Origin of the sequence: Sphingomonas pseudosanguinis, from assembly GCF_052056765.1 — a bacterium.
Taxonomy (GTDB): Bacteria; Pseudomonadota; Alphaproteobacteria; order Sphingomonadales; family Sphingomonadaceae; genus Sphingomonas; species Sphingomonas pseudosanguinis.
The window spans coordinates 3,132,004-3,150,537 of the sequence record NZ_CP189888.1; the positions used below are offsets into that span (position 1 = coordinate 3,132,004).

22 protein-coding genes are annotated in these 18,534 nt (G+C 67.2%); 10 read left to right on the top strand and 12 right to left on the bottom strand.

Annotated features, from left to right (window positions below; translation table 11 throughout):
• Positions 1 to 3: 3 nt before the first annotated feature.
• From flgK to ACQHGV_RS14350, 10 genes are read right to left on the bottom strand one after another with little or no spacing between them, the layout of a single operon-like run.
• Complete coding sequence (gene flgK / locus ACQHGV_RS14305; RefSeq protein WP_183949746.1) at positions 4 to 1,347, bottom strand: flagellar hook-associated protein FlgK; 1,344 nt, start codon at positions 1,345 to 1,347, stop codon at positions 4 to 6.
• A 14-nt stretch (positions 1,348 to 1,361) separates the two neighbouring features.
• Positions 1,362 to 1,691 carry a rod-binding protein gene (locus ACQHGV_RS14310; RefSeq protein ID WP_440978699.1) on the bottom strand — a complete coding sequence of 110 codons (330 nt, stop codon included), beginning with the start codon at positions 1,689 to 1,691 and terminating at the stop codon, positions 1,362 to 1,364.
• Positions 1,688 to 2,785 carry a flagellar basal body P-ring protein FlgI gene (locus ACQHGV_RS14315; RefSeq protein WP_183949744.1) on the bottom strand — a complete coding sequence of 366 codons (1,098 nt, stop codon included), beginning with the start codon at positions 2,783 to 2,785 and terminating at the stop codon, positions 1,688 to 1,690. The genes ACQHGV_RS14310 and ACQHGV_RS14315 overlap by 4 nt, the downstream gene beginning before the upstream one ends.
• A gap of 11 nt (positions 2,786 to 2,796) precedes the next feature.
• Positions 2,797 to 3,492: a flagellar basal body L-ring protein FlgH gene (locus tag ACQHGV_RS14320; RefSeq protein ID WP_440980216.1), complete on the bottom strand. Its 696-nt coding sequence runs from the start codon at positions 3,490 to 3,492 to the stop codon at positions 2,797 to 2,799.
• Between the two features lie 8 nt (positions 3,493 to 3,500).
• Entirely contained in the window at positions 3,501 to 4,289 is a 789-nt protein-coding gene (flgG, locus tag ACQHGV_RS14325; RefSeq protein ID WP_007406187.1) for a flagellar basal-body rod protein FlgG, read from the bottom strand.
• Between the two features lie 13 nt (positions 4,290 to 4,302).
• Positions 4,303 to 5,058, bottom strand: coding sequence for a flagellar basal body rod protein FlgF (locus ACQHGV_RS14330; RefSeq protein ID WP_183949742.1), 756 nt, complete (start codon positions 5,056 to 5,058; stop codon positions 4,303 to 4,305).
• A gap of 29 nt (positions 5,059 to 5,087) precedes the next feature.
• Entirely contained in the window at positions 5,088 to 6,377 is a 1,290-nt protein-coding gene (locus ACQHGV_RS14335; protein WP_183949740.1) for a flagellar hook protein FlgE, read from the bottom strand.
• Positions 6,378 to 6,406: 29 nt separating this feature from the next.
• The gene (locus tag ACQHGV_RS14340; protein ID WP_440978700.1) at positions 6,407 to 7,105 is read right to left on the bottom strand and encodes a flagellar hook assembly protein FlgD; all 699 of its coding nucleotides are present in this window, start codon (positions 7,103 to 7,105) and stop codon (positions 6,407 to 6,409) included.
• Between the two features lie 2 nt (positions 7,106 to 7,107).
• Positions 7,108 to 7,518: a flagellar basal body rod protein FlgC gene (flgC, locus tag ACQHGV_RS14345; RefSeq protein WP_440978701.1), complete on the bottom strand. Its 411-nt coding sequence runs from the start codon at positions 7,516 to 7,518 to the stop codon at positions 7,108 to 7,110.
• 3 nt (positions 7,519 to 7,521) lie between these two features.
• The gene (locus ACQHGV_RS14350; RefSeq protein WP_183949736.1) at positions 7,522 to 7,872 is read right to left on the bottom strand and encodes a flagellar basal body rod protein FlgB; all 351 of its coding nucleotides are present in this window, start codon (positions 7,870 to 7,872) and stop codon (positions 7,522 to 7,524) included.
• A 403-nt stretch (positions 7,873 to 8,275) separates the two neighbouring features.
• Here ACQHGV_RS14350 and ACQHGV_RS14355 point away from each other — a divergent pair, with 403 nt between their 5' ends.
• The 10 genes from ACQHGV_RS14355 to ACQHGV_RS14400 all read left to right on the top strand — a co-directional run bounded on the left by ACQHGV_RS14355 (position 8,276) and on the right by ACQHGV_RS14400 (position 16,352).
• Entirely contained in the window at positions 8,276 to 8,974 is a 699-nt protein-coding gene (locus tag ACQHGV_RS14355; protein ID WP_183949735.1) for a motility protein A, read from the top strand.
• Positions 8,971 to 9,522: a hypothetical protein gene (locus ACQHGV_RS14360; RefSeq protein WP_409789724.1), complete on the top strand. Its 552-nt coding sequence runs from the start codon at positions 8,971 to 8,973 to the stop codon at positions 9,520 to 9,522. Before ACQHGV_RS14355 ends, ACQHGV_RS14360 begins: the two co-directional genes overlap by 4 nt.
• Complete coding sequence (locus ACQHGV_RS14365; RefSeq protein ID WP_440978702.1) at positions 9,522 to 10,019, top strand: flagella basal body P-ring formation protein FlgA; 498 nt, start codon at positions 9,522 to 9,524, stop codon at positions 10,017 to 10,019. Before ACQHGV_RS14360 ends, ACQHGV_RS14365 begins: the two co-directional genes overlap by 1 nt.
• 151 nt (positions 10,020 to 10,170) lie before the next feature.
• On the top strand, positions 10,171 to 10,407 hold the full coding sequence (gene flgM, locus ACQHGV_RS14370) for a flagellar biosynthesis anti-sigma factor FlgM (RefSeq protein ID WP_420854077.1): 237 nt from the start codon (positions 10,171 to 10,173) through the stop codon (positions 10,405 to 10,407).
• The gene (locus tag ACQHGV_RS14375; protein ID WP_183949732.1) at positions 10,404 to 10,718 is read left to right on the top strand and encodes a flagellar protein FlgN; all 315 of its coding nucleotides are present in this window, start codon (positions 10,404 to 10,406) and stop codon (positions 10,716 to 10,718) included. Before flgM ends, ACQHGV_RS14375 begins: the two co-directional genes overlap by 4 nt.
• Positions 10,719 to 10,939: 221 nt before the next feature.
• The gene (locus ACQHGV_RS14380) at positions 10,940 to 11,818 is read left to right on the top strand and encodes a lytic transglycosylase domain-containing protein (RefSeq protein ID WP_440978703.1); all 879 of its coding nucleotides are present in this window, start codon (positions 10,940 to 10,942) and stop codon (positions 11,816 to 11,818) included.
• 3 nt (positions 11,819 to 11,821) lie between these two features.
• Positions 11,822 to 13,888 carry a flagellar biosynthesis protein FlhA gene (gene flhA, locus ACQHGV_RS14385; protein ID WP_440978704.1) on the top strand — a complete coding sequence of 689 codons (2,067 nt, stop codon included), beginning with the start codon at positions 11,822 to 11,824 and terminating at the stop codon, positions 13,886 to 13,888.
• Positions 13,885 to 14,697, top strand: a complete 813-nt coding sequence (locus ACQHGV_RS14390) for a sigma-70 family RNA polymerase sigma factor (RefSeq protein ID WP_440978705.1) — start codon at positions 13,885 to 13,887, stop codon at positions 14,695 to 14,697. The genes flhA and ACQHGV_RS14390 overlap by 4 nt, the downstream gene beginning before the upstream one ends.
• 75 nt (positions 14,698 to 14,772) lie before the next feature.
• Entirely contained in the window at positions 14,773 to 15,510 is a 738-nt protein-coding gene (locus tag ACQHGV_RS14395) for a HipA family kinase (RefSeq protein ID WP_440978706.1), read from the top strand.
• Entirely contained in the window at positions 15,507 to 16,352 is an 846-nt protein-coding gene (locus tag ACQHGV_RS14400) for a DUF3037 domain-containing protein (RefSeq protein ID WP_440978707.1), read from the top strand. The genes ACQHGV_RS14395 and ACQHGV_RS14400 overlap by 4 nt, the downstream gene beginning before the upstream one ends.
• 140 nt (positions 16,353 to 16,492) lie before the next feature.
• Here ACQHGV_RS14400 and ACQHGV_RS14405 read toward each other — a convergent pair whose 3' ends face one another.
• The gene (locus ACQHGV_RS14405; protein WP_183949721.1) at positions 16,493 to 17,338 is read right to left on the bottom strand and encodes a flagellin N-terminal helical domain-containing protein; all 846 of its coding nucleotides are present in this window, start codon (positions 17,336 to 17,338) and stop codon (positions 16,493 to 16,495) included.
• A 213-nt stretch (positions 17,339 to 17,551) separates the two neighbouring features.
• Positions 17,552 to 18,406 (bottom strand): flagellin N-terminal helical domain-containing protein, encoded by an 855-nt coding sequence (locus tag ACQHGV_RS14410; protein ID WP_183949720.1) that lies wholly within the window; start codon positions 18,404 to 18,406, stop codon positions 17,552 to 17,554.
• Positions 18,407 to 18,534: the final 128 nt, after the last annotated feature.

An 18,534-nucleotide genomic window follows, 5' to 3' on the forward strand; every position in this document is an offset into this window, starting at 1 on the left:
CCGTTACCGGATCTCGAGGATCGACTGGAAGGTTTCGCGCGCCATCTGGATGACCCGGCTGGAGGCCGAATAGGCCTGCTGGAAGCGCATCAGCGTGACCGCCTCCGAATCGAGCGTCACGCCCGAGGCGCCCGACAGCGTTGCCTTGGCGCCGTCGCTGATCGCGGTCTGCGCCTCGGCGACGGTCTGGCGCTGCTTGAGCGTGGTGGCGTTGTCGGTGACGATCTGGGTCAGCCGCCCTTCGAACTTGCCGGTGCCGCGCAGCGTTTGCAGATCGTACAGATTGTCGGCGTTGCGCGACCCCTGATTGTCCTTCGCCGCCGCGATCATCGATCCTTCGGTGAAGTTCAGACCCATCACGGCACTGTTGTCGGCCAGGGTGAACATCGGCTTGCCCTGCGCACCGGTCAGGTCCTGGCCGTTGACCTGAAGGTCGTTGACCGTCTTCACGAAATCCTTGGCGACCTGGTTGAAGGCCGCCCGCGTGGCGTTGATCCGCTCCGCGCCGTCGAGCGCACCGGCGAGCGCGCCACCGGTGGGGATGAAGTCGTGGCTTTCGCCCTGCAGCGAGACGGTGAAGCCGACGCTGCGATCGGGGCGACGCTGATAGCTGACCGAGCCGACCATGTCGGTCGAGGCCAGCACCGGACCGGCCCGGTCGCCGAGTCGCACCGTCGCGCGGCCCAACTGGTCGGTCGTGCTGGTGATGTCGGACAGCGCGCTCATCTGCGCCAGAATCTGGTCGCGCTGATCGGTCAGCTGCGCGGCGGCGGCGGTGCCCGGCTGGGTCCGGCCCAGCCCGTCATTGACCCGCACCAGCGAGGTGGCGAGCGAGGACAGGTCGTGCGCAGCCTGGCGCGCCTGACCGTCGAAATCGGCGTTGATCTGCTCGAAGGCCGAGTCGGTCGCGGTGAAGGCGGTCGCGGTCGACTTGGCGGTTTCCAGCATCGTCGAGCGCAACGCGCCCGAGGTCGGCTCGGCCGCCAGCGTGCGCGCGGCGGTGAAGAAGGCGGTGAGCCGGGTCTGGACCTGATCGCCCGTCATCGCGCCCTCGATCCGGGTCAGCCAGGTGGCCCCCGTCTGGGTGCGCGACAGGTCGGCGGTGGCGGCGCGAACGGCGGCGCTCGCATAGACGTCGGTGGCCCGCGCGATGCCCTCGACCATCACGCCCGAGCCGGCCGAGACCTTGTTGGCGGCAAGGCCTGCGGCGGGCGCGACCTCGCGCATGGTGACCGTGCGACGCGAATAGCCGTCCGTTCCGACATTGGCGATGTTTTCGCCGACGGCGGTGAGCGCGGTCTGATATGCGCGGACGCCCGAAGCGCCGATAGAGAGCAGGTCGCTCATGCGCGTTAACTACGTCAACTCTGGTTAACAGCGGGTTGCGATTTGGCCAGGAATGCGGTCACGGCCTGGCCGATCCCCATCGGGGCATGGGCGGCCATGGTCTGCGCAACCTGTTGATCCTGCATGTCGCGGAACGTGTCGAGCGCCTTCGATTCGAACAGCGAATCGCCCAGCTTGGTCTGGCGCATCGCCTTCAGCATCATGCCGGTGAAGATCGCCTCGAACTGGGTGCCCGCCTTGTCCAGATTGGCGCCGTTCGACAGGCGGCGGGTGTCGGTGGACACGGTGCCGGTGATGCCGGCGGCCGAGGCCGCCGACGGGGTGGAGGAAATGCTCTGGGTCACAGGACGATCAACTCCGCCTTGAGCGCGCCGGCTTCCTTCAGCGCTTCGAGAATGGCGACCAGGTCGGACGGCGCGGCACCGATGGCGTTCACCGCCTTGACCACGTCGGCCAGCTTGGGGCCGGGGTTCAGCAGGAACATCGGACGACGCTCCTCCTCGACCGCGACACCCGATTTGGGCGTGACGACGGTCTGGCCGCCGCTGAGCGGGGCGGGCTGGCTGACGCGCTGATTCTCGTCGATCTTGACGGTCAGCTTGCCATGGGTGACGGCGGCCGGGCCGACGCGCACCGCCGAGTTGATGACGACGGTGCCGGTGCGCGCATTGACGATCACCTTGGCGGGCGGCTCGGCCGAGACGACGTTCAGATTCTCGATCTCGGACATCAGCGTGGCGCGGACATCGGCGCCCATCGGCGCGCGAACCGCGACCGACACGGCGTCCATCGCCTGCGCGATGCCCATGCCCAGGCGCGCATTGATCGCCTGCGCGACATTCTGCGCGGTGGTGAAGTCGGCGCGCGCCAGATTGAAGGTCAGCGTCGGCGCGGTGTCGAAGCCGGTGGCGACCGCGCGTTCGACGGTCGCGCCTTCGGGGATGCGGCCGGCGGAGGGGACGTTGACGACGATCTTCGATCCGTCCGCGCCTTCCGCGCCCAGACCGCCGACCGCCAGATTGCCCTGTGCCATCGCATAGATCTGGCCATCGGCACCCTGAAGCGGCGTCAGGATCAGGCTGCCGCCGCGAAGCGACTTGGCCTTGCCCATCGAGGCGACGGTGATGTCCAGCTTCTGGCCCGGCTTGGCGAAGGGCGGCAGGTCGGCGGTGACCATCACCACCGCTGCGTTCTTCATGCCCGGATTGGCGTTGGGCGGCAGTTGCAGCCCGAAGCGCGACACGACAGCCTTCAGCGACTGGACGGTATATTCCAGATTGTCGTCGCCCGTGCCCGGCAGACCGACGACGATGCCGTAGCCGGTCAGCTGGTTGGAGCGGATACCCTGAAACCCGCCCAGATCCTTGATCCGGTCGGCCGAGGCCGGCGCGGCGATCGCGAAGGTGGCGAGCATGGCGAGAAGGAAGCGGAGGATCATGGTCAAATGCCTCAGAACGGGCTGACGGCCTGGAAGAAACGGCTCAGCCAGCCCTGGCGGCTGGCGCGGGCGACATCGCCCTTGCCGGTATAGGCGATCTGCGCATCGGCGACGCGGGTCGAGGGGACGCGATTGTCGATGCCGATGTCGGCCATGCGGACCAGCCCCTTGATCTGGATGAACTCGTCCCCGCGATTCAGCGTCACGCGCTTCTGCCCCTGGACCAGCATGGTGCCGTTGGCGAACACCTGCGCCACGGTCACGCTGATCTCGCCCGACAACGAGTTGGACTGGTCGGCCGCGCCCGAACCGTTGAAGTTGCGGCTGCCGCCCATGCCGATGTCGGTGGACTTCAGCAGCGAGCCAAGCGGGCCGGTCGTCGGCGGGTTGATGCCCAGATCGCCCTTCGAGCCCAGCTTGGAATTAGCCGACTTGGACGCCGCCGTCCGCTCGACGAGGACGATGGTCAGCGGATCGCCGACCCGGCGCGCGCGCCAGCCTTCGTAGAGCGCGGCATAGCCGTCCGCCGCCTGGAAGATCGAGCCGTTGGCGGGCGCGACCGGCTGGGCCGCGACGGGCAGCGGCCGGGTGGTCGAGAAATCCTCGGGCGGGGCCTTCTTGCCGAACAGGCTGGCCTGCGCGGGCGCGGTCGCCGAGGCGGCGAGCACCAGGACCAGGCCGCCACGCAGAAGCGGAGAGAAGCGCATCGTCCGGCTCACAGATTCTGGTTCGCGTACTGGAGCATCTCGTCGGTCGACTTGATCATCTTCGAGTTGACCTCATAGGCGCGCTGCGTCTCGATCATGTCGACCAGTTCCTCGACGACATTGACGTTCGAGCCTTCGAGCATGCCCTGACGGATCTGGCCGCGCCCTTCCAGGCCGGCGACACCCATGTTTACCGCGCCCGAGGCGGCGGTTTCGGTCAGGTAATTGTCGCCCTTGGACTGGAGGCCCGCCGGGTTGGGGAAGGTCGCGATCTGGATCTGGCCGATCTCGGCCGGCGCGGTCTGGCCCTGGATGGTGGCCGACACGGTGCCGTCGGTGCCGATGGTGATCTGGGTCGCGCCCTCGGGCACGGTGATGCCCGGCATCACCTGATAACCCTCCGACGTCACCAGCAGCCCCTCGGCCGAGCGCGAGAAATTGCCCGCACGGGTATAACCCAGCGTACCGCCCGGCATCTGCACCTGGAAAAAGCCTTCGCCGTCCAGCGCCATGTCGAGGCTGTTGTTGGTCGTCTGCATCGCACCTTGCGTGTTGATGCGTGCGGTGCCCTGGATGCGCACGCCGGTGCCCAGGTTCAGGCCGGTCGCGTACTTGCTCTCGGTCGAGCTGGCGGCGCCCGGCGCGGTGATCGTCTGATAGGCCAGCGTCTCGAACGCGGCGCGATCGCGCTTGAACCCGGTCGTGTTGACGTTGGCCAGGTTGTTCGAGATGACCCGCATGCGCATGTCCTGGGCGTCGAGCCCGGTGCGCGCGATGTGCATGGCGGCGGAAGACATGGTCTCTTAATCCTCAGCTCGGCAGCCGCATCAGGGATGCGCTGCTCTCGTCCAGTGACTTGGCCTCTTTCATGAGGTTGGCCTGCACCTCGTAGCTGCGCTGGTTCTCGATCATGTCGACCAGCGTCTGCGCCATGTTGACGTTCGATCCCTCGAGCGCGCCCGACTGGACGGTGGCGTCCATGTCCTGGGGCAGCGCGCCGCCGCCCTTGACGCGCAGCAGATTGTCGAGGCCCTTGACCGTCTGCGACACGCGCGCATCGGCCAGCTTCATGCGGTCGATCACCTGCGCCTGGGTATCGGGGCCGGCGCCCAGCGGAATGATCGACACGGTGCCGTCGGGCGACACCGACAGCGAGTTATAGGGGGGCACGGTGATCGGGCCGTTCTGGCCGATCACCGGATAGCCGTCGCCGGTCTGCAACACGCCCGAGGCGGTGACCTCCAGGTCGCCGCGACGCGTATAGGCCTCCGACCCGTCGGGCGACTGCACCGCCAGCCAGGCGCTGGACGTCGCGATCGCCACGTCCAGCGGGTTGCCGGTATGCTGCACCGTGCCCGGCGCGCGGTCGGCGTCGGTCACTTCCTCGGCGGTCGGCATCCGCGCCTCGAACGCCGCGCCGCCGCCCTTCAGGTCGATACGGTCGAACACGACGCGGTCGGCACGGAACCCGATGGTCGAGACATTGGCCATGTTGTTGGCGATCGCCGACTGCGCCGCCATGTGCGAACGCATCCCCGTCGCCGCCGTATAGACCAGCTTGTCCATCGTTGCCCCCTGTTACCCGAACCGTGCGCTTAGCTGCGGATGTTGAAGATGGTCTGCGAGATCTGGCTCGAGGTATCGAGCGCCTTGGCGTTCGCCTGGAAGTTGCGCTGCGCCGCGATCAGGTTGACCAGCTCCTCGGTGATGTCGACGTTCGACCCCTCGATGGTGCTCGACCGGATCGCGCCGTACGCGCCCTCATTGGCGGTGCCGAACTTGGCCGCGCCCGACATGCCGGTCGCTTCCCAATAGCTGTTCCCCTCCTGGCGCAGGCCCGGCATGTTGACGAAGGTCGCCACCGCCACCTTGCCGAGTGCGGCGGTCTCGCCGTTCGAGAAGGACGCGGTGATCAGCCCGTCCTCGCCCACCGACACGCCCGACAACAGGCCGACCGCCTTGCCGTCCTGGGTGCGCGAGTTGACCGAGAAGATCGAACCCGACTGCGACGAACCGCGATAGTCCATGGTCAGCGGCTGCGAGATGACCGAGGTGCGCGGCGTGAAGTTGTCGAAGGTAACGGCGCCGGTCGGGAAGGTCATGTTGCCGCCCGCATTGAACGTCATCGGCAACGGATCGGACGAACCGCCGCGCGTCAGGCGCTGGTCGCCGACATAGCTGTAGACCAGCCACTCGCTGCTGCCGTCCGCCGGCTGGATCGCATTGCCCTCGGAATCGACCGGCAGCGGCTTGCGGACATAATAGTTGGTCAGCGTCATGGCGTTGCCCGACGTGTCGAAGATCTTGGTCTGGGTCGTGTTGTTGTACGTGCCCATATTGGTGCGGTCGAACGCCCCGGTCGGCGCCGTCGCGGTGCTCGACAGGTTGATGTCCAGCGTCACCTTCTTGGTGGCGACCGGCGTGCCGCTGGTCGGCGGCAGCTGCAGGCTGGTCAGGCCGTCATTGCCGAACGAGGTGACGTTGCCGTCCTTGTCGACCGGGAACACCTGAAGCCGGTTGCCCTGCGTGTCGGTGACATAGTTGTTGGTGTCGACCTGGAACGCGCCGTTGCGGGTGTAGTTCAGCGTGCCGGTCGTGCCCCCCGCCTGCACCGTGAAGAAGCCGTCGCCCGAAATGGCGAGGTCGAGCGCGTTGGAGGTGCTGGTGTAATTGCCCTCCTTGAACTCCTGCCGGTTGGCCTTGACCACCGTGCCCGAGCCGACCTGCTTGAACGGATCGGTCGAGAAGTTCGCCGCCATCACGTCGGCGAATTCGGCGCGGCTCTTCTTGAAGCCGTTGGTGCCGACGTTCGCGAGGTTGTGCGAGATGACCGACATGTCGGTCTGCGAGGCCTGGAGGCCGCTGAGCGAGGTGTAGAAGGACATGGGCTATCTTCCTGGTGCGTAAAGGGGGATCAGCCGACCGAGCGGACGGCGGAAAGCTTGACCTGGCCGAGGCCGGCGACGGAGAGGACGGGGGTGCCGTTCGACGGCATCGACACCGACTGGACCGGCGCCCAGACGAGCGAGCGGGCGTTGACGACGTTGCTGCCGTCGAGCGCGCCGACCGAGATGGTGAAGGGACCCGAGCCGGCGTCCTTGCCGTCCTCGGTCTTGCCGTCCCAGTCATAGCTGGCGGTGCCGGCTTTCTGCATGCCGAGCGGCAGCGTCCTGAGCACCGTGCCCTGCGCGTCCGAAATGGTGACCGAGACGTCGGTGGCAGCATTGTCGAGTTCGACCTGTCCCGCCAGCCCGCCGCTGGTGCGGCCATAGGCGGTGGTGCCCTCGGTCAGCACGGTCTTGCCGACATAGTTCATCGCGTCCGCCGGGGTCGTCGCGTTCAGCTTGGTCGCGATCGAGGCGAGCGTCGTGTTCATCTCGGAGATGCCCGCGACGCTCGAGAACTGCGCCATCTGGGCGACCATCTGGGTATTGTCCATCGGCGCGAACGGGTCCTGGTTCTTCAGCTGCGCGGTGAGCAGCTTGAGGAAGGCGGACTGGTCGAGCGTGGTCGACTTCTTGGCCGAGGTCGCGGCGGCGGCGTTGCTGGCGGTCGAGCCGGCACGCGCGATGCCCAGGCTGTCCAGCGTCGAGTTCATCGCGGTGGAGGTCATGATCAGCGGCCCAGCTTGAGGGTGTCGAGGATCAGCGACTTGGCGGTCTGCATCACTTCGACATTGTTCTGATAGGTGCGCGCGGTCTCCATCATGTCGACCAGCTCGCGGGTTTCATCGACCGCCGCCTCGAAGACGTTGCCGTCCTTGTCGGCCATCGGGTTGTTGGGGTCGTGGCGCTTGGTGGGGTCCTCGCCCGCGATCACGATCTTCTCGACATCGACGGTCGACAGGCCGGTCGCGGCGTCGAAGCTGGTGCGGAACACCGGCTTCATCGTCTTGTACGCGGTGTCGGCGGTGCCCGCGATGCCACCGGCATTGGCCAGGTTCGACGCGGTCGTGTTCATGCGGATGAGCTGCGCCGACATGGCGCGCCCCGAAACCTGGAAGATGGAAAGCGGTCCGTTCGGCATCGCTTATTCGCCCTTCAGCGCACGGGTGATGGTGGAGATGCGCCCGTTCAGGAACGACAGCGTCGTCTGATACTGGACGGCGTTCTCGGCGAAGGCGGTCTGCTCCTCGGCCAGCTCCACGGTGTTGCCGTCGAGCGAGGTCTGGAGGGGGATGCGGTACTTCATCGCCTTGGCGATGCCCTGGTCCTGCTGCCCGCCCTCGACGGCGGCGAGCGCCGCCTTGAAGTCGATGTCGCGCGCCTTGAAGCCCGGCGTGGAAGCGTTGGCGATGTTGGACGCCAGCACGCCCATGCGCTGCCCCCGGACTTCGAGCGCGGCGCCGTGAATTCCGAACAATGTTTCTGCGGCCATCATCAACCTCCTTTCCCACGCAGACCCCCGGGCGGATCATCGCGTCACCGGGGTCTCGCAACCTCCGTGCCAATTGCGGAATTTGCGGAATTTGGGCGGGGAGCCGGGATCGGCAGCCGGCAAGCGGCAAGGCATTGCCGGATCTTGCCGGCCGGCGGCAACGAAGCGGCAGAGTCCGCCCGGATGACGGCGTCTCGCATTCCTCCCCTGCAAGGGGAGGTGGCAGGCCGAAGGCCTGACGGAGGGGTGTCGCCCTTGGTGAGGTTGGACTGTCCTCTCGGGCGGTGACACCCCTCCACCATGCTTCGCATGGTCCCCCTCCCCTTGCAGGGGAGGAATTTGGCCACGGCAACAGACGGCCCGGCCCGACAAACGCACTTGGCCCGCCCCTTGCAGGGTCACGCGCATGATCGCTTTGCCACCGCTTCACCAGTTCCTTGATCCGGCCGCGCTTGCCATCGTGCTGGGCGGGACCCTGATCGCCACCCTGCTGCGCACGCCGTGGCGCGATGCGCGCCGCGCGATGCGGGCGTTGATGGTGCTGTTGCGACGACCCTTCTCGGCCGATCCGCTGATCGAGCAGATCGCGCATCTGTCGCGCATCGCCAAGCGCCACGGCGTCTTGACGCTCGACCGTTCGGTCGTCACCGATCCCGACCTGGCCGAGGCGATCGCCGCGATCGTCGATGGCGAGGGCGCGGAATCGGTCACCAGCAAGCTGGCCATGGCGCGCCAAGGCCGGATCGAACGCCATGTCGCGGTCGCCGATGTCTGGGCGGGCGCCGCCGAGGCCGCACCCGCCATGGGCATGGTCGGCACGCTGATCGGGCTGGCCGCGATGTTCGCGACGATGAACGATCCGCAGCGGATCGGCGGCGCGATGGCGATCGCGCTGCTCGCCACCCTCTATGGCGCGCTGTTCGCCAATCTGGTCGCGCAGCCGATCGCCATCCGCCTGCGCCGTGCCGCGCGGATCGAGGCGTTCGAGCGCACCCGCCTGGTCGCCCCGCTGGCGCTGCTCGCCGCGCGCGAGGCGCCGCGTCCGACGCGCGCGCCCCTCAGCCCCGGCAAGTCGGGCGGCCCCAATCTGGTCAGCGTCGCATGACGACCGATCCCCCTTTCCCGGAGGCCGCGCCCGCGCGGCCGATCTGGCTCGTGACCCTGGCCGACCTCGCCCTGCTGCTGGTCGGCTTCCTGGTTCTCGTCCAGGCGACGGGGGCGGAGCGACGCCCCGCGCTGCTCAACGGCCTGCGCGCACAATTCGGGTCGAGCCAGTCGATCGCCGACCAGGCGCTGCGCCTGCCGCCCGAGCCGACGCCCGCCATGCCGGTCGCCGCCGCCTCGCTGCGCTTCGCCCCCGGTTCGGCCATCCCGACCGACCCCGATCCGCTGTTCGTCCCCTGGGCGCAGGAGGCACTCGCCGATCCGCGCGTCCGCCTGTCGGTCGTCGGCGCCACCGATGGCAGCGCCGCCGATGTCGATGCCGCCAGCCGTAGCGCGGTCGTCCTCGCCGCCGATCGCGCGCGCGCGACCGCCGCGCTGATCGGTCCGGCCGCCGCCGACCGCCTGATCCTTTCCACCGCCGCAAAGCCCGGCCAGCGCGTTGCGATGGTCACGCTCGTCTTTGCCGGCGAACCGTCACGGAGACCCTGATGATCCTGTCCCTGTTGCTGGCGGGCGCCGCCAATTTCCAGGATATCGGCGCATTGGACGCCGCCGTCGCCGCCTTTACCGGCCGGCCGATCGGCGTGGAGGGCGGCGCACGCGCGCCGGTCGACACACGGTTGAAGCTCGCGCAATGCGCCACCGTCTCGCTATCCTGGCGGACCGAGGCGCATGATGCGGTCGTGGTTAATTGCGCCGGGCCGCAATGGCGGATCTTCGTACCCGTGCTCAGCCCGCCCCGCCCGGCCGGCGCGCCGCGCGCGATGCCGGCGATCGCGGTGAAGGCCGAACCCGTCATCCGACGCGGCGATCCGGTCGTGATCGAAGCCGGCTCGGATGGATTTTCCATTACAAGAGAAGGGGTTGCCATGGCGGACGCGGTGCCCGGCGGACATTTCCCCGTGCGCATCGACGCCGCGCGCCAGCCCGTCCAGGCGGTCGCGCTGGCCAGTGGTCGCGCCACCTTGCCCGGCTGGTCGGAATGATGCGGGTTTTTGCGGGCCAGGTTGTAAATTCCCGCTAAAGATTCCCCGGCCGGGGCCGTTATACCCCATGTCAGCGAAACCAACGGGTGCGGACATGGTCGATGTAACAAGGCTCAGTGCCGGGGAAACGAGGATCGCGCGGATCGCCGGCGTGTCGCGTCCCAGCGCGCTCGCCGCAGACAGTCAGACCGGTTTCACCCCCGCCAAGACGATGGGCGACATGAGCGGCGTGGGCAATCTGGCCCGCACGCTGGCCGCCCAGCCGCCGGTCGACCAGGACCGCGTCGCCGCGATCAAGAAAGCGATCGCCGATGGCAATTTCCCGATCCTGCCGGCGACCATCGCCGACCAGATGATCGCGCTGAAGCTCGACTGGAATGGTAAATGACGCGGCGTGACGCCCTGATCCGGGTCATCGAGGCCCTTCATCGTGAAATCGCGGCGCTGAAGTCGAACGACGTGGCCGCGCTGGAACGCGCCACCACCGAGAAGCTGGCCGCGATCGAGGATGTCGCCTCGCTCGGCACCGGCCCCGCCGGCCCCGAGCTGCGCGAACTGGCCGACGAGGCCAATCGCCTGAACGAGACCTGCCGCATCTACGTCAACCTGATGGCGGCCAATGTGCGGCGCAAGCTGCAGACGCTGACCGGCGATGCCGGCGGTGGCGGCTATCGCCCGATGATGCGCGCCTACGCCTGATCGTCGCCGGCTTTGCCCCCGACTTGCCGGTGCCGGCCGGCAACCGCTTGCCGCTTTGCCGGAAACCCCGACCACCCTGCCCCCCGACCTTTGCCGACCCAAGCCCCGAACGCCGCCGACTCGCGGATTTCCGGGGCTTTTTGATTCCTGAGCCTTTGCCGCCGGAGAATTGGCACGGCCCTTGCTGAGTGAAGCCCGAACAAGGGCATTTACCAAACAGCATGACCGTCCAACCCGTCTCTCAATCCCGGATACAGTCGGCGATCGCGCTGGCCTCGAGCCGCACGGGAGTCGATTTCGGCTATCTGCTGGGTCAGGCCAAGCTCGAATCCGGGCTCAACGCCAATGCGCGCGCCGGCACCTCGTCGGCCTCGGGCCTGTATCAGTTCGTCGAGCAGAGCTGGCTCGCCGTGCTCAAGAAGCATGGCGCCGAGCATGGGCTGGGCTGGGCCGCCGACTCGATCGGCCAGTCGGGCGGTCGCTATTATGTCAGCGGCGGCGCCCGCAATGCCGTGATGGGCCTGCGCAACGATCCCACCGCCGCCTCGCTGATGGCCGCCGAGCACGCCTCGGACAACAAGGCCGCGCTGGAATCGACGCTGGGCCGCGAAACGAACGGCACCGACCTGTATATGGCGCATTTCCTGGGCCTGGGCGGCGCGACCAAGTTCCTGTCCAAGCTGGCCTCCAGCCCGCAGACGACGGGTGCCGCGTTGTTCCCCGCCGCCGCACGCGCCAACCGCTCGGTCTTCTATGCCTCGAACGGCCAGCCGCGCACGGTCGCCGACATCTATGACCGGTTCGCCAACAAGCTGGCCGGCAGCTCGGCCGACAGCGACGCGACCCGCGCCGCCAACATGCAGTTCGCCGCCCAGGCGCTGGCGCTGCAGGGTCAGGCCGACGCGACCGTCGTCACCGGCAACAACGAAAGCGCCAGCGACGCGCTCGCCTGGGCGACCAGCACGATGAACCAGCTGGGCCTGCGCGGCGGCGCGACCGCCAATGCCACGGGCGCCAATGCCACGAGCGACAGCCTGTTGCGGCCCAAGCCCGATCACGCCCGGCTGGCCTATATGATGCTCGCGAGCATGGGGGGCTAAGCGATGGGCAAGCTTTTCGCCAATGGCCGCACCATGGCCCTGCCCGCCGCGATCCTGCTGCTGGTCCTGGTCATGGTCGTGCCGATCCCGCCGGCGCTGCTCGACATCTTCTTCGTCGCCAACATCGCGATCAGCCTGGCCGTGCTGATGGTCGCGCTGAACGCCGAAAAGCCGCTCGACTTCTCGGCTTTCCCGACCGTGCTCCTCTTTGCGACCCTGTTCCGCCTGGGCCTCAACGTCGCCTCGACCCGCATCGTGCTGGTCCATGGCCATGAGGGCGAAAGTGCTGCGGGTCACGTCATCGAGGCGTTCGGCACCTTCCTGATCGGCGGCGACTATGTCGTGGGTCTCTTCGTCTTCGCGATCCTGATGATCATCAACCTGATCGTCGTGACCAAGGGCGCCGGCCGCGTGTCCGAAGTCTCCGCGCGCTTCACCCTGGACGCGCTGCCCGGCAAGCAGATGGCGATCGACGCCGATCTGAACGCCGGCCTGATCACCCCGGACCAGGCCAAGGCGCGCCGCGTCGAGGTTTCGACCGAAGCCGATTTCTACGGCTCGATGGACGGTTCGTCCAAGTTCGTGAAGGGCGACGCGGTCGCCGCCATGCTGATCCTGGCGGCCAACATCATCGGCGGCCTGATCCTGGGTCCGGTCAGCCATGGCATGGGCATCGCCGATGCCGCCAAGACCTATATCCTGCTCGCCATCGGTGACGCGCTGGTCGCGCAGCTGCCCAGCCTGATGCTGTCGATCGCCGCCGCCGCCATCGTGACGCGCGTGTCGTCGGACAAGGATCTGGCGGGCCAGATCGGCTCGCAGTTCGGCGCGTCCAAGACCTGGATTCCCGTCGCGGTGATCCTGGGCCTGCTGGGCGTCCTGCCCGGTATGCCGCACCTGATCCTGCTGCCCGCCGCCGCGATCGCCGGGTTCACCGCGCACAAGCTGCGCCAGATCGAGAAGCGCCCGGTCCCCGTCCCCCCGGCCCCCGCCGCCGAGCCGACCGATCCCTCGCGCATCGGCTGGGACGAGGTGATCGACGGGATGCAGGTCCATATCGACATCGGCTACGGCCTGGTGCCGCTGGTCGACGAGCGTCGCGGTGCCCCGCTGATGGCGCGCATCACTGGCGTCCGCCGCCAGCTGTCCAAGGAACTGGGCTTCGTCGTGCCGCAGGCGCGGGTGCGCGACGACATCAATCTCGGGCCGTTCAACTACCGGATCATCATCAACGGCGTCGTTGCCGCCGAGGATCAGGTGTCGCCCGACGAGATGCTGGCACTCGACACCGGTCAGGCCTTCGGCACGCTGAACGGCAAGCCGGTCAAGGACCCGACCTTCGGCCTGCCCGCCACCTGGATTCTGAAGGGTGACGCGGATGCCGCCACCGGCATGGGGTATCTTGTCGTCGATCCGGGCACCGTCATGGCGACGCACCTGAACCACATCCTGTCCTCGAACAGCGCCGAGCTGCTCGGCCCCGACGAGGTCCAGTCGCTGCTCGACGGGCTGAGGGAGCGCGCCGCGCAACTCGCCGCCTCGCTCAGTCCCAATCCTTTGCCGCTCACCACCCTGACCCAGGTTCTCAAGGGCCTTCTTTCGGAGAATATCACCTTGAAGGAGTTCCGCCGCATCGCCAGCGCGATCGCCGTGGCGGCCCAGAAGACGCTCGACGCCGAAGAGATCGTCGAGCTGATCCGGCCGCAGCTGGGCGCGCTCATCATCCAGAAGCTGTGTGGCATGCGCGAGCCGCTGCGCGTCATGACGCTGGACGGTCAGCTCGAAGGGCTGCTCGCCCAGGCGATGCGCGCCGACACCGGCCGCCGCCACGTGATCGAGCCCGATCTGGGCCGCCGCATCACCGAGGCGCTGACCCATGCCGCGCAGCCGCTGCTCGCCGAGGCCAAGCCTTTCGCGCTGGTCGTCCAGCCGGGCGTGCGGATCGCGATGCGCAAGCTGCTGCGCACCTGCCTGCCCGACACGCCGGTCCTGTCCTTCTTCGAGGTGCCCGAGGAGAAGGCGGTCGAGGTCGTCGCCGTGATCGGCGCACCGCAGGCGCTGGCCGCATGAGCGCGCACCCCCTGAGCGGCGCGTTCCTGAACGCCCAGGCGATCAACCCGGTCAATTTCGACCCGGCGCTCGCCAACCCCACGGTCGCCGACCAGCCGATCACCTATCGCCCGGCGCCGCGCCGGCGTGGCGGGATCGAGGCGGATGCGATCATCCGCCAGCACCTGCCGCTGGTGCGCCGGATCGCGTGGCATGTGCATGGATCGATGTCGAGCCTGATCGAAGTCGAGGATCTGGTCCAGGTCGGCCTGGTCGCGCTGGTCGAGGCCGCCGCCTCGTTCGAGGAGCGCGGGGTCGAGTTCGGCCATTATCTGAAGGCGCGTCTGCGCGGCGCGATGATCGACGAGCTGCGCCGCCAGGCGACGACGACGCGCGGTGCGATGCGCCGCCGCCGCCAGTATCACGAGGCGGTGACCGCGCTGTCGCAGGTCGCGGGCCAGGTCCCGACCGACGAGGCGGTCGCCGAGAAGCTGGGCGTCACGACCGAAAAGCTGCGCACCGACTATAAGACGGCCGAGGCCGTGCGGATGGAGCCGATCGACGACGTCTATGCCGACGACCTGCCCTGGTTCGCCGACGACACTCCCGACGCCTTCGAGCAGCTTGCCGAAAGCGACCTGCGCGACGCGCTGATCGCCGCGATCACCGCGCTGCCCGAGCGCGAGGCGATGGTGATCCAGCTCTATTATGTCGAGGAACTCAATCTGGAGGAAATCGGCCAGGTGCTCGGCGTCGGCGCCGCGCGCGTCTGCCAGATCAAGAGCGCGGCGCATGCCCGGTTGAAGAAGGCGTTGGCCGCGCAGCGTTGAGGTCATGAAGGCCCGACATGCCGGGCCGATCTTAACCATGGCCGCCCTCCCCGCCAGCTGATAGGCTGCGGCGCGATGACGGTGCGGCTGGACATTCTCGATATCGTGGAGATCGTCCAGCCGATCGCCAGCGGCATGACCCAGCCCTTTCTGTGCCATCTCGATGATGGCCAGCTCTACGCGGTCAAGGGCCGCCAGGCGTTGCGCCAGGGGTTGATCGCCGAGGTGGTCGCTGGTTTTTTGGGCCGGGAGCTGGGACTGCCCATACCCCCCTTCGTCATTGGCCGGATGCCGACGTCGCTGGTCCGGCATCATGGCGACCCGGATGTGGCGCATGCGATCGGGGATGGCCCGGTGTTCGCCTCGGCATGGCAGGAACCGATACAGCCGGTCACGCCGGTCATTCTGGCGCAGCAAAATGCCGCTTTGTCATGCTGGCTCTATGTCTTCGACCACTGGATCGCGAATGGTGACCGGACGCTGACCGAACATGGCGGCAATCCCAATCTTTTCGTGCGTCTGGAAGACGGCGCGCTGATCGTCATCGATCACAATCTGGCGTTCGCAGCGTCCTACGATCCCGCCCGGGAATTGCCGTTGCATGCCGGGCGTCCCGCCTGGGATAGAATGCGGCGGCGCGACTCGCTGCGGGATGCGATGATGGCCGGCATGACGAACGCGGCGAGGCTGCTGCCCGACATATTCCACGCCCTCCCCGAGGAATGGCTGGATGGGCAGGCTGATTTCCTCGACACTATCGCCACGCGCTTGCGCCGCCATGACGACCCCCGATTCTGGGCAGAACTCGTATGAAGACGCTCTATCGATACGCCATCATCCGCTTTCGGCCCTTCGCCGAGACCGAGGAGTTCGCCAATATCGGTGTCATCGCGCTCGATCTGACGCATCGCCTGATCGACTATCGCATCGCGCCCAAGCGGTTCGCACGGGTCCGTCACTTCTTCGATGACAAGGGTTATGCCGCCTATGCCGGCGCGATCGACCTGCTGCGGCTGGAGCTGGGCCGGGTCAGCGAGTTCCTGCCCAGCCTCGGAGAATGGGATGCCGAGGCGACCTTCCGGGACATTATCGCCCGACGCGAATCGAGCATCCGGTTCAGCGAGCCCCGAATCGCCCAGACGGACCTGAACCTGACAGCCTTCGTCGAGGGATTATATGCCCGCTTCGTCCGCCGCGATTTCTCGACCGACACGCCCGAGGTCGAGCTGACCCGCGACATTCGGCATGCGCTGCGGCGGCGGCATCTGGACTTCTTCAAGTCAGTCAAGATCGACGACGAACTCATGTCGATCTCCTTTCCGCTGGCGCATCGGGGAGATCGGCTGCGCGCGATCCGGCCGCTCGCCTTCACGCAGAAAAGCCCGATGGCGATGGTCGACTATGCCGCGCACTGGCGCAAGCGACTGGACTATCTGCTCGATCGGCAGCGTATCACCCCGCATGACATATTGATCGCCACCCAGGGGCCGACATCGGATGCGGAGCCGGCGGCGCATCACGCCTATCAATTGGCGAGCGAGGAATTGCGGGCATTGCCGTTCACCGTGGTGCCGGGCGAAGTGTCGGGCGACGTGAACGACGCGATCATCGCCTTTGCCCAGGCCTCGATCGGCCGGACGCCGCTCGGCACCTGACGCGATTCAAACGCGAGTAAACCCCGGCGGCATGACTGCCGCCGGGGTTTGTCCTGCGAACCGGCCTGCGAGAGACTCGTGGCCGGTCGGCCCCGTCACCCGAGTGGGGGCGCGGTGCCGGGGCGCTCAGGAACCGGGAATTAGCCGCCCAGCAGCTTGAGCACGCCCTGCTGCGACTGGTTGGCCTGGCTCAACATCGCGGTCGAGGCCTGGCTAAGAATCTGCGCCTTGGCGAGCGCGGTGGTTTCCGCCGAGAAATCGGTGTCCTCGATCCGGCTTCGCGCGTCGGTCAGGTTGGTGACGTTCGAGGTCAGGTTGTTGACCGCCGACTGGAGCCGGTTCTGCGTGGCGCCGAGGCCGGCGCGGATATTGGCGACCCTGCCAATGGCGGCGTCGAACTTCTCGAGAGTCGCGGCGGTCGCGATGCTGCTGGGGCCGGTGGCCGGATCGACCACGGCGATGGCGCTGTTGATGTCGGCATCGGTCGTCAGATTGCTGAAGGTCATGGTGATGGCGTCGCTGGTGTTCGCGCCCGCCTGAATGGCGACGACACCGGCCGTTCCCGCCGAACCGTCGAGCAGCTTCTGGCCGTTGAACTGGGTGTTGAACAGGATGTTCGACACCTGCGACGCCAGCGCGTTCTGCTCGGACGTGATGTTCGCCTTGTCGTTCGACGAATAGATGCCGTTGGCCTTCTGCACCGCCAGTTCGCGCATACGCTGGAGCATGTTGCTCACTTCGTCGAGCGCGCCTTCGGCGGTCTGCGCCATCGAGATGCCGTCGTTGGAATTGCGGATCGCCTGGTTCATGCCGCGGACCTGCGAGGTCATCGAGGCGGCAATGGCGAGGCCGGCGGCGTCGTCCTTCGCGGAATTGATTCGCTTGCCGGTGGACAGGCGCTGCATCGACACGTTCAGCGCTTCCGTCGCGGCGCCGTTGGCGCTCGATGCGCGTAACGCCGAAATATTACTGGCGATAACCGTCATGGTCGTTCTCCAAAGCCGGAGCTCTCCGCCGCCCCCAAGGCGAAGGTCGAGCTGCCAAGACGGGTAACGACCGCGTTCGGCAGGGCTTTAGAGAAAAGAGTCGAATGGGCGCATTTTTTCGGGCGGAGCCCCCCGGCACCCTCTTAAAGAGCACCGGGGGGTCCACCTTCCGCGACCGAGGGGAAAACCGCGGTCGGCATTCGCCCAGGGCGATTAGCCGAGGAGCTTCAGCACGCCCTGCTGCGACTGGTTGGCCTGGCTCAGCATCGCGGTCGACGCCTGGCTCAGGATCTGCGCCTTGGCGAGCGCGGTCGTTTCTTCCGAGAAGTCGGTGTCTGCGATGCGGCTCTTCGCTTCGGCGAGGTTGGTCATGTTCGAGGTCGCCGAGTTGACCGCCGACTGGAGACGGTTCTGGGTCGCACCCAGGCCCGCACGGATCGACGAGACGTCGGCGATCGCGTCGTCATAGTTGGCCAGCGTGTCCGACTTCAGCGCGGTATCCGTGCCCGTCGGCGCAAAATTGACGACCGCCTGAAGCTTCGAACCAGCGGGAGACGCACCGGAGGTGTCGTAGGTCGCCGTCATGTCACGCAGGCCGATATTGACCGTATCGTTGGTCGTCGCACCGGTCTGGATCGTGACGGTCGAGGCAGCGTTGAACAGCTGCTTGCCGTTGAACTGCGTGTTCTTCACGACGGCGCTGATCTGCGAGGCCAGCGAGGTCTGCTCGTTGGTGATGTTCGCCTTGTCGGCCGACGAATAGGTGCCGTTCGACGACTGGACCTTCAGCTCACGCATACGCTGCAGCATGTTGGTGACTTCGTTCAGCGCGCCTTCGGCCGTCTGCGCCAGCGAGATACCGTCATTCGCGTTGCGGATGCCCTGCGCCATGCCCTTGATCTGCGCGGTCATCGAGTCGCTGATGGCCAGACCGGCGGCATCGTCCTTTGCCGAGTTGATGCGGTTGCCGGTCGACAGGCGCTGCATCGAGGTGCTGAGCGCGTTCTGCGCCGAGGTCGACGCGGCGGTGGCACGCAAAGCGCTGATATTGCTGGCAATAACGGTCATGTCTTGTCTCCAAATCTGCTCGGCGATCCGTCTGTGTCCCCTCTGGACCACCGAGCCGCCGAGTGGAGTAACGGCCGCATTCCGGCAGGTTTTAGCCGGCCTCTGCAAATTTTTGCCGGTCGCCTTGC